Consider the following 17,570-nt stretch of genomic DNA (forward strand, 5'->3'; position numbering starts at 1 on the left):
CTATGTGACCGGGGTGAGTGAGTGCAGCCAACAAAGAGGCAACTTGAAGGATGACAGGTATATAATATATGGAATGCATGGTGAGGATGAAGAGGTTATTATTTCTGACCTAGATAAAGCTATTGATCTGGGTTTAAGTAATGTTGATATATATCCAATAAATAATGTTGTCACATCATCTAAACTTCATAAGTCTGTTCGTGATTATACAGATAACATTACATCTGCTACACGAAAATTCTCAATGAAATTATTAATTGATTTACACATGAGAAGTAAAGGTTTCATGCCTCATAATGGACATGGTTATGTGAGATCGAGTATTACGGATCAAGTGGTCACTGATAATTATAGTTTTATTTATCATGAGCATGTATATGGATATGGAGATCATGATTTTCTCGGTTTTGGCATTAATGCCATATCTTCTCTGAGGGGGCACGTTATAACTAATATTACAGGTAGGGAAAAATATATTGATTCAATGAATAAAAATATTTATTTGTGTAAAATCAGCCAGCATGATGAATTATTAGATGAAATGAAGCCTCTGATATTGAGATTACCTTATCATGGGTATGCAGATAAGTCACAGATTAAAATGAATCTAGTCCCCGATCGGCTATATGGTAGGCTTAATGAACTGATCGACTCTGGCTTAATTGTAGATGATACACATTCATTTCGGCTAACAAAATTGGGTTGGTATTGGTATAGTAATATTATGTTTTATCTTATGCCTGAGGCAGAGCAAGCTATACTCAAGAAAATTGTTCACGAGGAATTAAAAACTCCTGGGAAATTTTTGTCGAAGAAAGAAATAATATATACCGCTGGTTTAAATGTATAAGAGTATAGCATGAAGAATGTCATTTTTAACAAAAGAATACTACCTCTATCCTTATCTAGTTTAATATCGAAAATAGGTGACTTTGCACATGATGTTGTATTTGCAATTATCGCAATTGAGTTGCTGTCGTTCAATTTTATGTACATAGGGATAGTATATTTCTTTAGATTTATTCCATATTTATTTTTTGGGCCTGTGGGGGGATGGCTCGCGGATGTTTTTCCGAAAAAGAATAATATGATACTTAGTGATATATTACGTTTTGTCATCACGTTTATATTATTCATAACCTATCTAAATGATTTGTTAAATATATACATCCTCATCGTTTGCTCTATGCTCATGACAATTGGGAGAAGCCTTTTTCAGCCTAGTTTTAGAGCATATTTACCTGAAATGCTAGAAAAGAAAAATTTACCAAAGGGTAATAGCTTATTTCAAGTTATCGAAGATCTGGCATCCATAATTGGTCCATTGGCTTGTTCCATAATAATTGCTATGGGTAATAAATCATATGTTCTTCTAATGGATAGTGCGACATATTTTCTTTCAGTGCTTTTTTTGTTTTCTTTAAAAAGAAATGAGCCTCATGGGAGAGAAAAATTTTCTGTTTCGAGAATTATCTATGATACTAGGAGTAGTATCATAGATATGCGGAGAAACAATAAAAATTTATTCATGGTAATAATTGGAACTTCTATATGTGTATTATTTACAGCGGCTCTATTGAGATATGTTTTGCCAGCCTCAATTATTGATATTTACAAAAATGAGGAACTTGTTGGATATGTATTTTCAATAACAGCTATGGGAACTGTATTAGGTGGGGTTTTTTATACACGTATAATCAAAAATTCAACCCCGGTGCAAGTAATGAAATCTTGGATGATATATGGATTTTTCTTCCTGACTGTTTCATTGGTTATAAAATTCAGCTTTGTGCTTTTAATTGTTTTTGCGTTATTTCTTGGATTCTCTGGAGCCATTGTAGATATATCTATAATTACTAATATACAGTCACTATCAAAGGAAAATGAAGTTGGCAAAAATTATGGATTGTACTCCACAATCGCTAATACATGTGAGTCTGTTTCTGGGGTGGTATCAGGATTGTTTTCTGTCATCAGTGGTGGGTTTTCGTTTTCAATAATGGCTCTTTTTATTGCAATGTCAGCTAGATTAGTTATTTCTAGGTTAAAGGGGAAGGATAATGAGTATGATGTATGATTTTAGAATAGCAATAAGTGAAAATGTAGCTATTCAATTTGAGACTAATAGGGAAATAATAAGTATCAATAAGATACGTGATTTTAGTGAAATAGCTGCAATAGTTTTGTCTTATGAAGATCTTTCTATGCAAAGAGTCAGTGATATAGTTAAAAGCGGCTTAGATATTCCTATATTTGCGGTAGTTAAAAATAATGATGAGATAGATGAATCTATATTGCCAAGTTTAACGGGTGTATTCAGTGAATGTAGTAAAAGCGCATCTTCCTATAGCACTCAATTGGAAGCCTTTGCTAAGAAATACGAAGATGAGTTGTTTCCGCCATTTTTTAAGACATTAACACAATATATTTCTAAAGGTAATATAACCCTTGCTTGCCCTGGTCATCAGGGAATCGATTTTCTTTGCAAACATCCTGCGGGTAAAAAGTTTATAGATTTCTTGGGGGAGAACATTTTTTTAGCAGATGTTCCTCATGCAGATCCCATTCTTGGAGTTGTTTTGACTCATGAGGGAGCACCCGATGCAGCACAGCAACACGCAGCAAAAGTATTCAATTCGGATAAGACGTATTTTGTTTTAAATGGTACTTCAGCTGCGAATAAAGTAGTAACTAATGCTCTGCTTGCACCAGGCGATCTTGTGTTATTTGACAGAAATAACCATAAATCTTGTTATCATGGAGCATTAATACAAGCAGGTGCGACTCCAATCTATTTAGAAGCTGCGAGAAATTCATTTGGGCTTATAGGAGGTATACCAGAACATTGCTTTGATGAAGGCTACTTGCGGCAGTTAATTGGCAAGGTATCCTCAGATAAAGTAAACATAAAAAGACCTTTCCGATTAGCAATTATACAAGCAGGTACTTATGATGGAAGCGTGTATAATGCACGCAGTGTAGTAGATAAAATAGGGCACTTATGTGATTACATTTTGTTTGATTCTGCATGGGTGGGATATGAGCAATTTATTCCGTTCATGAAAGATTGCTCCCCTTTGTTATTAGATTTAAATGAAAACTCTCCAGGAATCATAGTCACTCAGTCAGTGCATAAGCAGCAGGCTGGTTTTTCGCAAACATCACAGATTCACAAAAAAGATGAGCACATAAAGCTGCAAAGTAGATATTGCGAGCACAGACGCTTTAATCATGCGTTTATGCTTCATGCATCTACAAGCCCATTTTATCCTCTTTTTGCTGCTCTAGATATTAATGCCAAAATTCATTCAAATGGGTATGGTGAAAAAATGTGGGGGGAATGCGTACGAATTGGAATTGAAGCACGTAAGCTTATATTTTCATCATGTAAATTGGTAAAACCGTTTGTACCACCTTTCGTTGATAATAAACCATGGCAATCTTATGATACAAATACTATTGCTAGTGACTCACGTTTTTTCAGTTTTGATCCTGATGAGAAGTGGCATACATTTGAAGGTTATGGCAAATCTCAATATTCACTTGATCCTTGCAAATTACTATTAACGACACCTGGTATAGACTCTGAAACTGGGCAATATGAAAAATCAGGAGTGCCCGCAATCTTTTTAGCAAACTACTTAAGAGAAAATGGTGTTATACCTGAAAAATCCGAACTTAACTCAATTGTTTTTTTGCTAACCCCTGCTGTAAATAATGCAAAAATTCAACATTTGATATCGAAAATAATTCAGTTCGAAAAGCATGTAGAACAAGATTCCATGATATCTGAAGTCTTGCCTGCTATATATACCCTATGGATTTCAAGATGCATCGCGGCGGCAAGGGAGCGAATCCCCGGGAGCATAGAGAACTATGTGACCGGGGTGAGTGAGTGCAGCCAACAAAGAAGCAACTTGAAAGATGACGGGTATATAATAGTAATATTAGCCAATGCCGAGGTTATACAATTGGTCGTCTTTGTCAGGAAATGCATGATATTTACGCCAGCTATAATATACAATATCTCCAACAAAAAATATTTAAAGAGCGTCACTTCCCTCGTATAGTTATTACTCCCCATGCTGCTAATGTGCAATTAATCCGTGGGCATGTGGATTTTATCCCTATTGCACAAGCAAAAGGAAGGATAGCGGCAGAAGAAGCTTTACCATACCCTCCAGGAATTGTATCTATAGCTCCTGGTGAGATTTGGGATGGTGCTGTTTTAGATTATTTCTTAGTGTTAGAGGAGCTCATAAACAAGCTGCCATGCTTTGCCCCTGAGATGCAAGGGGTGTACGTAGATACTGATATAAATGGAAGAAAACGTATTTATGGGTACGTAATAAGGCAGGCATATTGCAAATTCGACTAATTGAATAACCAATAGCTGACTGAAGGTTAAATTATCAGGATAGAACAAGCAACAGACCAAAAGAGTGTTCGGGGTACAGGTCATATTTAGTGATATTCAGGAAATTAAAAAAGTGCCCTAGTGCTGTACTTCGGACTTGAATTCACCCATTAATTGTGGCATTTATTTTATCACTTTTGGACAGACAGATTGCATATTTTGATTCAAATGAGGCTGTAAGCAATTCTATTAGTTAAAATAGTTATGTATTCATCGAAATAGGTTTGCATATGCGTAAATTCATCCATATATACCCTATGGATTTCAAGATGCATCGCGGCGGCAAAGGAGCGAATCCCCGGGAGCATAGGTAACTATGTGACCGGGGTGAGTGAGTGCAGCCAACAAAGAGGCAACTTGAAAGATGACGGGTATAGACATGGATTGCTTTTTTGCTGCTATAGAAATGCGGGATGATCCTTTTTTGAAGGAAAAGCCAATAGCTATAGGCGGCAGTATTGAAGAACGTGGGGTAATTAGTACTGCTAATTATGTCGCGAGGAAATTTGGTATTCACAGTGCAATGTCAACAGCAAAGGCGCTTAAATTGTGTCCTCAATTGAAAGTCATCCCACCGCGCATGCATATATATGAGGAAGTTTCTCTTCAAGTAAATGAGATATTTTCTCGATATACCGATCTGATTGAACCTCTCTCTCTAGATGAAGCATATCTTGATGTAACGGAGTGCCGTAGTTGTCATGGCTCGGCTACGTTGATAGCTCAAAAGATACGGCAATCCATATTTGAAGAGTTAAAGCTAACCGCTTCAGCAGGAATCGCTCCTGTTAAATTTCTTGCTAAGATTGCCTCGGATATGAATAAGCCGAATGGGCAATTTGTGATAACTCCTGAACACGTTGATCAATTTGTTTTATCGTTGCCACTGAGAAAAATCCCAGGAGTTGGTCCCAAAACAGAAAACCGTCTATCAGATATGGGATTAAAAATTTGTGCAGATGTAAGACAATACGATTTTGGGGCTTTTATTAAAGAATTAGGGAAATTTGGATTAATGATTTGGCAGCGTTGTCATGGACTGGATGATAATTCTATTTGCGTAGACGTACCAAGGAAATCCGTTGGTGTTGAGATCACGCTACCAAAAGATATTCACATATGGGAAGAGTGTGAAGCTATAATTGAACAGTTATATCCAGAGTTGATAAGAAGACTTGAAAAATACAACTCCGAGCTAAAAATTTCTCGTCAGGGAGTTAAGTTTAAATTTGATGATTTTCATTTGACGACTCATGAACATATTTACCCCGTTCTAGATTTAGGTGATCTACTCTTCATTGCTCGGAATACGTGGGATTCTCGGCGTAAGGGGAGAGGAGTTAGGTTAGTTGGTATACATGTAACATTACTGGATCCACAACTTGAGCGCCAGCTAGTATTTGAGTGGTAATCAGTTTATACAGGATGAGATCACGAATATTATCTAACATCAGCGTATATGCGCCATCTGAGCCTGAATCTGCTTCGGGTAGAAACGACAAAAAATGCTGATATTTGTCGAAAGCGAAGAATTGCCAGTATGGATATTGGTTATTTGGATAGGGTATTAGCCGCATGGTTTAATATGTTGGGCAAGAAATAAACATTAGTGCTATTTCCCCGAGTATAAATATGCAATATCTATACATGTCATTGATTATTATGTATATCCTAATAAAATTATTGGTTGATTAATTTAATTCATTGAATTCACATGATAAACGAACTTTCTTTATTTGAAAATAATTCACTGGATGCTTTGCATCATAATATTTTACGAGGAGGATTATTCAGCTTGTTCATGACGAATAATTGTGCCCTGTTCTGCCGTCGATGAAAAATTGTATTTTATGGTCGAATTAATCTTATGTATTCATATTGAAATTGTGAATAATGAAAATAGTATATTTATATCAATTAATTCCCTTTTATAATAATATTTCTTTAAATGTATTTATTTTAACTTTTCCATCTTGGATAAATATAAATAATGGAAATAATCTATATGTTATTTATTTCCAATATGCTTTTTATTTCAAGTTGATAAGTAATGATTCTATATCCTGGCTGATGTTAAAAGCTTTCGAAATAGCTTAAAAATAGATCAGGCTGTACTGAATGACAATAATAAATAACGGGTTGAACAGCCTAATGTTGAATAAAAGAATGATAAAGGAAAGATAAAAAATAATACACAAAATTGGGTGACGAGAAAGGAAAATTCAGTAATATCTGATGCCCTAAACAATTCAAAAGGATGAGAGTTAAATATGTATAAAAATATGTTAAATCCCGTAACATTAAGAAAAACAGCAAACGGACCTCAACTAAAAGGAAATGAGGGTACATATGACACATCAATATTAAAAGGCAGTCCTGTAGGAAGAAGGGATATTGGGAATTCCGCGCCATTACCCGCTCAAGCAGAAGTTTTTCAAAAAGTTGTTGACGAAAAAATAGCAAACTTCAAAACAAAGGGAAATCCAATATCAATTGTTGTCTGGCATAATAGTCGGACAGGGCTTACCCATATCATGGATGGTCAGCATCGATTTATTGCTGCATGTATACTTGGAGTACCCGTTAATTTGATATGGAAAAAGTTCGGCATACCGCCTAATCAGATAGACTGGAGTGGTACAAAATTCTCAGATGGAATACCAGCCAAAACCAAGATATTTGGAAAATGATCGATTAAGTTAATTTAATGTGTATTAAGCGCAACTTGAGCTGATACAGCACCTTAAAAAATTGAGAGTTGCCGGTTTTGGTATAGATTTAAAATCTTAAATAAAACGTCAGGTAACTCTCAGACTTCATATTACCAGTCCTATTATCAAATATATAAATCTGGAGGATGAACTCTATTTTTATATTTTGTTAATTTTAAATCTCTATATTTTTAATTCCTTGCAATTAACTAATAAACTTCTTCATTTAAATGGATTATTAGTCATGTTGGAAAAATTAGTTTTAATTGTTGTATTTAGTCTGATTCGCTAAATGTTTTTATTATGTAGCAGTGAGATGTCTTGGTATAAATATGTAACATTTATAAACATCATTGATTATTATATTTGCTCTAATAAAATCCTTGGTTGATTAGTTTAAATCTAATTAAATTAATAGTTGTTGTGATACCAGTGTAATATTGTTTAAACGATATCTTTTTATGTGAGATTTTTAAAAAAAAGTAATTAAAAATTTATTAAATGGCTGGCAAAAATTCACTTTTCTATAATGCTTAAATATATCTGATTGTTTCACACGAAAAACGAATAACGTAGTCAAATTAAATATTAAATAAGTGTTATCGGAAGCGAGTCTGCCGAGGGCAGTATCAGCTATAAATAACCAAGGTCTGACATTATTAATAGGGGGAACATTATGTCCACCGAACCGCCGCTATATCAAGAAGATATTGTCGTGATACATGTTGCCACACCCAGTGATTTGGCGAAGTTTGCCGATCAATCACTCTTCTGGAATGAAAAAACCTATGAGCAGATGAAAACTGCGGAAGTGTTGTTTACACCCGCCGGAGAAACTCCACCTGGTCTGGGCGTTAAACATGTCGCCACGCCCGATAATTTGGCGAGGTTTGTCGATGAAGAAGGTTACTGGAATGAGAAAACCTACAAACAGATGGAAGCTGTGAGAGTGTTGTTTATACCAGCAGAAAAAATACGTGGTGTGGGGATCAAACATGTTGCCACGCCCGATGATTTGGTGAAGTTTGCCGATAAAGAACTTTTCTGGAGTAAGAAAGACTACGAACAGCTAAAAGCCGCAGAGGTGCTGTTTGTACCCAGAGAAGGAATGCCCGGTTAGGGGGAAATATATCGCCACGCCCGACGATTCGGCAAAATTTACCGATAAAGCGGCCAATTAGAATGAAAAGAAACATTAAGAGGGGGATAAAGCCAGAATATTGTTTATTCCGAAAATAAAAGAATAGAACGGCGTGTAACAACGTTAATTTATTTGTCATTCTGCATTGGAGGTATTAATGGCTCACAACAAGATATTTACATCCAGCGAGAATAATTTGTTGGATAAAGAGGAAGTTAAATCCTGGTTTAAATTATATTCCCTGCCGAAAAGTGAAAATTATACTCAATTGGTGCAAATCTCGGCGGAAGGTCGGCGTTTAGCTGGGCTGGACCTAGGTCAGATCGATAATAATCCAGGGGCAGGATTGAACCGGGATCTGGATGAAGTGAATTTACTCTTAGTGAATCCCGGTGATGGGGTGCGTATCGGAGAAGACCGTGAAATTGCTGTCAATATTGATAAGAACAGCGGCTTACAGTTTATTAATGGTGAATTGGGGTTACGCCCCGACTTTAAATTGTCGCTGGAATTGTTTGAGAGTTTTACAGAGGAACAACAAAGAGAACTTTACCGTTGGCTGATTCATGCTGGGGAGATGGCAGCGAGTAACGTGCAGTTGCCCGCGTTTGACTTGCCGACCAACGGTAACAATAAAAACCTTGGCGCTGTTGTCAGTGTCAGCGGCGATGGGAAAACTATCGCGTTTAGTGGGGCAGAAGGAAAGGATCCTGTATATCTATTTTCTTATACCGATAACGGTTGGCGGCAGCAATTCGCTGATTACGTCAGTGGTTATGGCGGCAGAGCATTAAGTCTGAATCGAAACGGTAATGTTCTCGCGGTGGGTATTGATAACCGAAACAGTGATGGTGGGCATGGTTCGGTGTTCGTTTATCGCAGATTGGAAAATGGCGCGTGGGAGAAATCGGCCAAACTTTGGCTGAGTGAGGCGAACGTTCAGCAGCATTTCGGTTGTTCTGTGAGCCTGAGCGCAGATGGCACCCTATTAGCAGTAGGTGCTTATGGCTGGGGATCGGGTTCACTGACTAATTGTGGCGCAGTGTATCTTTATCAGTATGACGGAAAGAAATGGTCACAGCTTGGTGAGCGTCTGACCTTGGCTTCTCCGGCACAGGGCGATATGTTTGGCGTCAAACTGAGCTTGAGTGCGGATGGTTCAACCTTAGCGGTGGCGGCAACGGGGCGTAATGGTAATAGCGGTGAAGTGACGCTATTTCATCGTCACGGGGAATACTGGCAGCCGCGACCGCCACTCAATTCGCTGACTTCTCCTTCACTCGACGGCAGTGACGGCTTTGGTGCTAGTCTCAGCCTGAACGATAGCGGCGATATTTTGGCGGTGGGGTGTCCGGGAGAGAAGGGCAATGTTGGTGCGGTCTATTTGTACCTGCGTCACCGTAATGCATGGCAATCCATGGGGATACTGAGAGAAGCGGTGACTGCCGGGGAAAGGTTTGGTAGCGAACTCTCTTTGAGTGGTGATGGTCGGGTACTGGTGGTGTCAACACCTGTTGGTAAAGATAACACAGGTGTGCAAACCGGTGCGGGATGGTGGTTTAGTTATCAGGATGAACAATGGATTACGCAGGGCAGATTACTGGCAGTGGATGGGGAATTAAACCATAAATTTGGTGCCGGCATTTGTCTTAGCGGTGACGGCAATACATTGGCGATTGGCGCCAGTGGCTGGAAGAGTGGAGAAGGGAAAGTTTACCTTTACGACTAGCTGAATGAGGAAAAAACGATGGCAAAAGAGATAACAGATGAAACGGTTAGCCAGCTTAGTGCTCACTTCGCCCCTGGCAAGATCCCGACTGAGGCGGCATTTTATTCACTGATTGATTGGGCCATGTTGTGGCGACAGCTTTTTGGTTGGCGGGATAGTGATCAAACTTATCATCCGGGAGTTGGGTTGCAGGTTATCGACAACCGTTTGGCGGTTAAGATTGGTGATGGCATCTCGTTGGAACCGAAAGGGCTTGCGTTAAAGCTACAGCTCGATGGGGGATTGATGTTGGATAAATCCGGAGTGTTGTCGGTGGATGGGACTGTAGCGGTTTCGGCCCAAGCTTTTAAATTGCTTCCTGAGGAGACGCAGAAACAAATTGCCAAGTTGTTATTGAATGCGGGCACTAAGCATTCTCAATAACCGGGTGGCGGGTTTAAATTTCCCTGAACAGAAACTGGTGGCAGTGACTGTCTAATTACGGCTTTTGAGGAAATATTATGACTGATAAAGAAATTAGTTCTGTTGACTCATTGAAAGCGAGTTTTAAGTCCGGTGTTCCGCCCGCGCCTGAAGCCTTTTTCCATTTGATTGATGAGGCATATAAGGCATATGAAATCATTGATGGCGGTAAGGGTGATGGCCCAGCCGCAGGGCTGAAACGAGATGATAAAGGAAAACTGGCTCTCAACACTCACCTTTCTGGTGGGTTAAACCTTGAACAGGGGGCTTTGGCCCTATCACTGAAGCCAGAAGGTGGATTCTCTTTTGATGGAGGAAGGCGTCTGAAATTGGATGCCGATCGGCAGGTTCAGTTTGCGGATTTCTTCAGTTTATCGCGGTGGGAACGGATGGAGATCACGCAGTTGTTGGGTTTTAAACGTGCCATGATGGCGCGTATGGTTTCTCCTTCCCCTAAAGCGAATGAACATTTTGGCACTTCTGTGAGCCTGAACGCGGCGGGAGACTGCTTAGCGGTTGGGATGGATAATAAAGTCTGTGTGTATACGGGCCGGAAGGGTGAGTGGAATATAAACGCTCCCACTGTGTTTGAGGATGATCAAGATCAATCTCGTCGTTCTTTATGGGACGTCAGTTTGAATGCGGTAGGAGATTGCCTGGCGGTGGGATATTTAATTGATGTTATTCCAAAAGTGAAGGCTTGTGTGTATACGCGCACGAATGGCGTCTGGGATACCAAAAATCCCATTGTGTTTCCGCTGGAAGATCAACGTGGATACTCTGGTGGTCACAATGTTAGCTTGAGCGCCACAGGAGACTGTCTGGCGGTGGCGGGCGACTCTTGGTCCTACATATATACACGCACGAATGGGATTTGGGATACAGAAAACCCCTTTAAGTTGATGAGCTCGTTTATCAAGGTTTGTCTGAGTGCCTCGGGAAATTGTCTGGCGGGATATTGTGTTGATTATTCTCATGATCCAATAAACGTGGTTTATGTGTATACACGCACGAATGGGATTTGGGATAAAGAAAACCCCATTAAGTTCATGGCTGCTAAAGATCGTTCATCCAGTTTTAATCGGATTTTTAGCCTAAATGCAGAGGGAGATCGTCTGGCGGTGGGGGTAGATTATGATGTCCCCACTAAGGGGAAGGTTTATCTGTATACGCGCACGAATGGGATCTGGGATACAGAGAGTCCCATTAAGTTTTCGGCTCCTGCAAGTGACGTAACGTATTTTGGCAGTGCTATCAAACTGAATGATGTAGGAAACCGTCTGGTCGTGGGGGCAGCTTCCCGGGTGTATGTGTACACCTGTCTAAATAATAAGTGGAATATGGAAACACCTATCGAGATTTTGGATCCTTCAGGCAGTTCAGGTAATTCGGACAATTTAAATGGTTTTGGTAAGGCTGTCAGTTTGAATAGGTGGGAGACAAGTTTGGCTGTTAGTGCAGTTTCAGCCGAGGTTGGTTCTGTGTCTGAAGCTGGTGCGGTCTATGTCTTTGAGAATGTTAAATGATGCCCATCATCACTAACACTAAGCGGAACATTGTCGGCATGGGTTTTTAAGGGATGCGGGAATAAATTGTCAGAGTTGTTATTGAATGCTGGCAGTTCGCATTCTTAATAACCGGGTAGTGGGTCTAAATTTCCCTGAACGGAAACCGGTGGCAGCGACTGTTTAATATAGCTTTCGAGGAAATTATGATGACTGATAAAGAAATTAGTACTGTGGACTCATTGAAAGCGAGTTTTAAATCTGGTGTGCGGCTCATGCCAGAAGCCTTTTCCCATTTGATTGATGAAGCATATAAAGCATATGAAATCATTGATGGCGCTCAGGGTGATGGCCCAACCGCGGGGCTGAAACGAGATGACAAAGGAAAACTGACCCTCAACACTCAGCATTCTGGTGGGTTAAACTCTAATCAGGGCGCTTTGGCCTTATCACTGAAACCAGAAGGGGGACTCTCTTTTGATGGAGGAGGGTATCTGAAATTGGATGCAGATCGGCAGGTTCAATTTGCGGATTTTTTCAGTTTATCGAGGGGGGAGAGGATTGAGATCACGCAGGTGTTGGGTTTGAAACGTACTATGATAACGCGAATTGTTTCTCCTTCTCCCATAGAAGATGAGTCCTTTGGTAGCTCTGTTAGTCTGAACGCGGCGGGAGACTGCTTAGCGGTTGGGTCGAATCGTAAAGTCTGTGTGTATACGCGTCGGAAGAGTGGTGAGTGGAATATAAGCAAGCCGATAGTGTTTGAGGATACTGAACCTGGATATGTTCTATCTTCATGGAGTGTCGGTCTGGATGCGGCGGGAGATTGTCTGGCGTTGGGAGAGATATGGCACGAAGTGGTTCATGTATATACACGCACGAAGGGCGTTTGGGATACAAAGCATCCCATTGTGTTTTCGCGGGTTGCTGTAAAATTTGGTGAGAATGTCAGCTTGAACGCCGCAGGAGACTGTCTGGTGGCTGGGGGCCAATACTCCTCTCCGTTCCGTATGTTTATACGCAGGAATGGGATCTGGGATACAAAAAACCCCATTCTGTTTCCGGCCCCTTCAGGTTCTTATGCGTTTGGCGCGATTGCCCACCTGAGTGCTTCGGGAAACCGTTTGGCGGTGTGTGATGATTACATTTCCGTGATTTATGTGTATACACGCACAAATGGGATTTGGGATACAGAAAACCCCATTAAGTTCCGTCGCCCTGATCATGAATCATCTAGTTTTAGCAGGGTTTTTAGCCTGAATGCAGAGGGAGATCGCTTGGCGGTGGGTACGAAATTTTATGGACTCTCTGATGGGACGGTTTATCTGTATACGTGCACGAATGGGATCTGGGATAGAGAAAATCCCATTAAGTTTTCGGTTCCTGCAAGTGACGTAAAGAATTTTGGCGGTTCTCTCGAACTGAATGACGCGGGAGATCGTCTGGCAGTGGGAACGTCTTCCAGGGTGTATGTATATACCTGTCTGAATAATAAGTGGAATATGGAAACACCGATGGAGATTTTGAACCCTTCAGACAATTTAAATGGTTTTGGTGGACCTGTTGGCCTGAATAAGGCGGGAACGAGTTTGGTTGTTGGGGCAACGTCAGAAGGTGTTGATTCTAAATCCAAAGCCGGTGCGGTTTATATCTTTGAGAATATCAATTGATGCCCATACAGAAAACAGATGACGGTGACTGTCTAATACGGCTGGCTTTTGAGGAAATATGATGACTGATAAAGAAATTAGTACTGTTGACTCATTGAAAGCGAGTTTTAAGTCTGGCGTTCGGATCATGCCGGAAGCCTTTTCCCGTGTGATTGATGAGGCATATAAGGCATATGAAATCATTGATGGCGCTCAGGGTGATGGCCCAACCGTAGGGCTGAAACGAGATGGTAAAGGAAAATTGGCCCTCAACACTCATCATTCTGGCGGGTTAAACTCTAATCAGGGCGCTTTGGCCTTATCACTGAAACCAGAAGGTGGACTCTCTTTTGATGGAGGAGGGTATCTGAAATTGGATGCAGATCGGCAGGTTCAGTTCGCGGATTTTTTCAGTTTATCGAGGGGGGAGAGGATTGAGATCACGCAGGTGTTGGGTTTGAAACGCACCATGATAACGCGAATTGTTTCTCCCTTCCCCAAAGAGAAGGAGTACTTTGGTAGCTCTGTTAGTCTGAACGCGGCGGGAGATTGTTTAGCGGTTGGGATGATTAATAAAGTCTATGTATATACGCGCCGGAAGAGTGATGAGTGGAATATAAGCAAGCCGATTGTGTTTGAGGCTTTTGAAGATGAATATCATAGATCTTCATGGGATGTCTCTCTGGATGCGGCTGGCGATACCCTGGCGTTGGGAAACATGTTGCCGTATCCCACTTATAACCGAGGGCGGGTTTGTGTGTATACGCGCAGGAAGGGCGTTTGGGATACAAAACATCCCGTTGTGTTTCCGATTGTAGGTGAATACTTTGGTGTGAATGTCAGCTTGAGCGGAGCAGGAGACTGTTTGGTGGGTGGGGCCAGATACTACTCTCCGTTCCGTATATTTATGCGTCGGAATGGGATCTGGGATACAGAAAACCCCATTAAGCTTCCGCTCCCTCTTAATTTTTATGAGTTTGGCTGGATTGCCCACCTGAGTGCCGCGGGAAACTGTCTGGCGGTGCATTGTCACGATTCTTCTTCTGGTCCCACAATAAGCACGATTTTTGTGTATACACGCACAAATGGGATCTGGGATGGAGAAAACCCCATTAAGTTTAATCACCCTGAAGGTGGATCATCTAGTTTTAGCCAGACTTTTAGCCTGAATGCAGAGGGAGATCGTCTGGTGGTGGGTACAGAGTTTTATAAATCCACAGATGGGGAGGTTTATCTGTATACGCGCACGAATGGGATCTGGGATAGAGAAAATCCCATTAAGTTTTCGGCCCCTGCAAGTGGCGTATATTTTGGTAGTTCTCTCGAACTGAATGATGCGGGAGATCGTCTGGCAGTAGGAGCGTCTTACAGGGTGTATCTGTATACCTGTCTGAATAATAAGTGGAATATGGAAACACCGATGGAGATTTTGAACCCTTCAGGCAATTCAGACAATTTAAATGGTTTTGGTGGACCTGTCGGTCTGAATAAGGCGGGGACGAGTTTGGCTGTTGGGGCAACGTCAGAAAGTGTTGATTCTCAACCCAAAGCTGGTGCAGTTTATATCTTTGAAAATATCAATTGATGACCGTATAGAAGACAGAAGACAGGTGACGGTGACTGTCTAATGTGGCTTTTGAGGAAATATGATGACTGATAAAGAAATTAGTTCTGTTGACTCATTGAAAGCGAGTTTTAAGTCTGGTGTTCGGCTCATGCCGGAAGCCTTTCCTCATGTGTTAGGCTGCTCGGTCTAAAGAAAATCTTTTTCGGAAACATAATTTGTTTCCATTTTGTCAACATAATAAACCTGCGGTATACTGTTTCCATATTGGAAATGATAGGGTATGGAAATGCATGTTATTTCAAGGGAGTCGTTTGATTTAGCTACACGCCGCTACCCAAATAGTTCCGTTGCACTTGATGATCTATATCAGTCGTTGCTGCGCTTAAAGTTCCGTTCTCCAGATGAAATGAAGTGCGTATTTCCTAGTCTGGATCGGATGAAATATCGGGAAAAATGGTGGGTCGTTGATGTTGGCGGCAATAATTTAAGAGTGATGTTTTTTGCAGATTTTGAGCGTGGGGAAATTTTTATCAAGCACATATCAACCCATGCAGAATATGACAAATTGATGGATTATTACCGGAGGAATAAAGAATGATGATCAACGAAGCAATTCAGGCCGTAAATGGCTTGGTAAGCATTGTCCCTCTCTTAGGGGGTAGCACTTCCCGCAAAGATTATGATGAGGCTATGCAGCTGGTAGAATATCTGATCGAGCACAATCCAGATAGCCCGCTGGTTGATATGCTTACGGCTAAAATTGACATCTACGAAAGTAGTGCGCCAGAGTTCACGGAGTTCAATGAACGTATTGCTAGCACACAAAGCGGTGTAGCAATTCTACGTACATTGATGGATCAGTACGGTCTGAATCAAACTGATTTTGAGGACGAAATAGGAAAGCGTTCTCTTGTTAGTCGTATTTTGAAAGGTGAACGTTCGTTAACGCTTGAAGCTATGCGTAAACTCTCAGTTCGTTTTGGTGTACCGGTTAGCGTTTTTATTGATTAAACTGGATGCAATGGTGCAGGATAATGTAGATATCATCACCCTCAATTTCGGCCTATACCCGTCATCTTTCAAGTTGCCTCTTTGTTGGCTGCAAGCTGTTGGTCTCCAGCCCTCCGCCTACACACGGAAGGCGGCTGGATCTGCTTTATGAAAGTATAAGAGTAAACCGCTGAGATCTTCGTCAGATTACGTGGATTCAATATTGTTTGAAAAGATAGTCGATAATTTCCTGTTCAAATTCAAAGGTATTACGTCGTTCCGCAAGGTAGCTTTTTAGTACGGTGAGTGAACGTAGGCTTTCGCGCAGTTGGATTTCGTTTTCTATATTTTGCCGCAATTTTTTGCAGTGTTCGCGGAGGTTATTTTCTATTGCCTTCGATGTTTCACCTCCCAGTGTGCTCCAAATCATACCCGGTAACGAATCAGATTTTTTTAGCTGATTAAGCTCATTGGCTAATATGTCTATACGTGCTTTGAGCAATTTATTGATGTCGGATATATCCCGGCTGTTAAAACTGAAAGTTGGATCAATGTACTTGTGGTACATGTTTATTATCGTCCAGACATCATTATCTTTCTTGGCTTTTGATAACTGTACCATCAACTGGTTTTTTTTCTTTTTCTCATCCAAATCTTGTTCACGATCCGGATGTAATACCTTGGCTATTTTTCTATACATTTGGCTCACTTCCTGCGATTTAAACAAAGAATCCAGTTTTTTCTGGTCTTCTTCCGCAGGGTCGAAGTCAAAGGTGTCTTCTGCATCATATTCATCGTAGAAATGTTCTGATTCCCGTTGAAAATGCTGCTCTATGGTGGCACGCATTTTTTCGGGATTTTTTATCATATCAAGTAATTCTTCATCAGATATTTCTTCACTAAAATCAAAATATTCACTAAAAGTCTGTCGGATATCATCCATCTGTTCTGGTGTCGGAATTTCCTCTTCTTTCAACGCATGAAGATTGGAAAAGTGATTGTTCAACTTATCGAGATCAAGGTTTTCGTTAAAGGGGTAAGTATATAACTCAGTAAGCTCTTCTTCTATCCAGAAAAATAATTCTTTTCGTTGGTGTTTCCCCAGCGATTTTTTATCGGCAAATGAAAGCAACCGCGCCGCTTTATCATATCTGGACTGCATATATTGATGTTCTACCGGTAAGATCTCCTGTTGAAAGCGCATGAACAATTCGTCTTGTTGCTGTTGTAGCTTGGCGATCTTCAATTGGTATTTTTCGATGGACTTCCAGTAAGTTTTGAATTGTTGCTGAGGCGTTTTTGGTATCTGTTGTCCGCTCGATTTTCTTTTTTTTAGTTGCTTGTGCATCAATATTGTTCCTGAAGTTGAAACTCGTACGTTGCGTGATTAAAAATTATA

The 17,570-nt window shown here is 40.6% G+C and carries 16 protein-coding genes; 15 read left to right on the plus strand and 1 reads right to left on the minus strand.

All coding sequences use genetic code 11. The features are described from left to right. The first annotated feature begins 4 nt into the window (after positions 1-4). The 15 genes from CKY02_RS09460 (at position 5) to CKY02_RS09525 (ending at position 16,192) form a co-directional block, all read left to right on the plus strand. Positions 5-850: a coproporphyrinogen III oxidase gene (locus CKY02_RS09460; RefSeq protein ID WP_146747421.1), complete on the plus strand. Its 846-nt coding sequence runs from the start codon at positions 5-7 to the stop codon at positions 848-850. A 9-nt stretch (positions 851-859) separates the two neighbouring features. Next, on the plus strand, positions 860-2,077 hold the full coding sequence (locus CKY02_RS09465; protein WP_112895093.1) for an MFS transporter: 1,218 nt from the start codon (positions 860-862) through the stop codon (positions 2,075-2,077). Continuing rightward, positions 2,070-4,070 (plus strand): ornithine decarboxylase, encoded by a 2,001-nt coding sequence (gene speC / locus CKY02_RS09470; protein ID WP_112895123.1) that lies wholly within the window; start codon positions 2,070-2,072, stop codon positions 4,068-4,070. The genes CKY02_RS09465 and speC overlap by 8 nt, the downstream gene beginning before the upstream one ends. Further along, the gene (locus CKY02_RS09475) at positions 3,992-4,378 is read left to right on the plus strand and encodes an Orn/Lys/Arg family decarboxylase (protein ID WP_112895094.1); all 387 of its coding nucleotides are present in this window, start codon (positions 3,992-3,994) and stop codon (positions 4,376-4,378) included. The genes speC and CKY02_RS09475 overlap by 79 nt, the downstream gene beginning before the upstream one ends. A gap of 418 nt (positions 4,379-4,796) precedes the next feature. Continuing rightward, positions 4,797-5,828: a DNA polymerase IV gene (gene dinB, locus CKY02_RS09480; RefSeq protein ID WP_112895095.1), complete on the plus strand. Its 1,032-nt coding sequence runs from the start codon at positions 4,797-4,799 to the stop codon at positions 5,826-5,828. Between the two features lie 48 nt (positions 5,829-5,876). Next, positions 5,877-6,020, plus strand: a complete 144-nt coding sequence (locus CKY02_RS24490) for a hypothetical protein (protein WP_162119998.1) — start codon at positions 5,877-5,879, stop codon at positions 6,018-6,020. Between the two features lie 667 nt (positions 6,021-6,687). Continuing rightward, positions 6,688-7,107 carry a hypothetical protein gene (locus tag CKY02_RS09485; RefSeq protein ID WP_112895096.1) on the plus strand — a complete coding sequence of 140 codons (420 nt, stop codon included), beginning with the start codon at positions 6,688-6,690 and terminating at the stop codon, positions 7,105-7,107. A gap of 697 nt (positions 7,108-7,804) precedes the next feature. Further along, positions 7,805-8,248 (plus strand): hypothetical protein, encoded by a 444-nt coding sequence (locus CKY02_RS09490; RefSeq protein WP_112895097.1) that lies wholly within the window; start codon positions 7,805-7,807, stop codon positions 8,246-8,248. Positions 8,249-8,426: 178 nt separating this feature from the next. Next, the gene (locus tag CKY02_RS09495) at positions 8,427-9,998 is read left to right on the plus strand and encodes an FG-GAP repeat protein (RefSeq protein WP_112895098.1); all 1,572 of its coding nucleotides are present in this window, start codon (positions 8,427-8,429) and stop codon (positions 9,996-9,998) included. Positions 9,999-10,016: 18 nt separating this feature from the next. Further along, positions 10,017-10,421, plus strand: coding sequence for a hypothetical protein (locus tag CKY02_RS09500; protein ID WP_112895099.1), 405 nt, complete (start codon positions 10,017-10,019; stop codon positions 10,419-10,421). Positions 10,422-10,498: 77 nt separating this feature from the next. Continuing rightward, a complete protein-coding gene (locus CKY02_RS09505; protein WP_202924519.1) occupies positions 10,499-11,986 on the plus strand; it encodes a hypothetical protein in 1,488 nt (495 codons plus the stop codon). A gap of 185 nt (positions 11,987-12,171) precedes the next feature. Further along, positions 12,172-13,635, plus strand: a complete 1,464-nt coding sequence (locus tag CKY02_RS09510) for a hypothetical protein (RefSeq protein WP_112895101.1) — start codon at positions 12,172-12,174, stop codon at positions 13,633-13,635. 58 nt (positions 13,636-13,693) lie between these two features. Continuing rightward, positions 13,694-15,199, plus strand: coding sequence for a hypothetical protein (locus tag CKY02_RS09515; RefSeq protein WP_112895102.1), 1,506 nt, complete (start codon positions 13,694-13,696; stop codon positions 15,197-15,199). Positions 15,200-15,467: 268 nt separating this feature from the next. Beyond that, positions 15,468-15,779 (plus strand): type II toxin-antitoxin system HigB family toxin, encoded by a 312-nt coding sequence (locus CKY02_RS09520; protein ID WP_112895124.1) that lies wholly within the window; start codon positions 15,468-15,470, stop codon positions 15,777-15,779. Then, entirely contained in the window at positions 15,776-16,192 is a 417-nt protein-coding gene (locus tag CKY02_RS09525) for a helix-turn-helix domain-containing protein (RefSeq protein WP_112895103.1), read from the plus strand. Before CKY02_RS09520 ends, CKY02_RS09525 begins: the two co-directional genes overlap by 4 nt. Before the next feature lie 196 nt (positions 16,193-16,388). Here the strand turns inward: CKY02_RS09525 and CKY02_RS09530 are convergent, their stop codons facing one another. Continuing rightward, positions 16,389-17,519, minus strand: a complete 1,131-nt coding sequence (locus CKY02_RS09530; protein WP_112895104.1) for a hypothetical protein — start codon at positions 17,517-17,519, stop codon at positions 16,389-16,391. Positions 17,520-17,570: the final 51 nt, after the last annotated feature.

It is taken from the genome of Photorhabdus bodei (assembly GCF_003287735.1).
In the GTDB taxonomy this organism is placed as follows: domain Bacteria; phylum Pseudomonadota; class Gammaproteobacteria; order Enterobacterales; family Enterobacteriaceae; genus Photorhabdus; species Photorhabdus kayaii.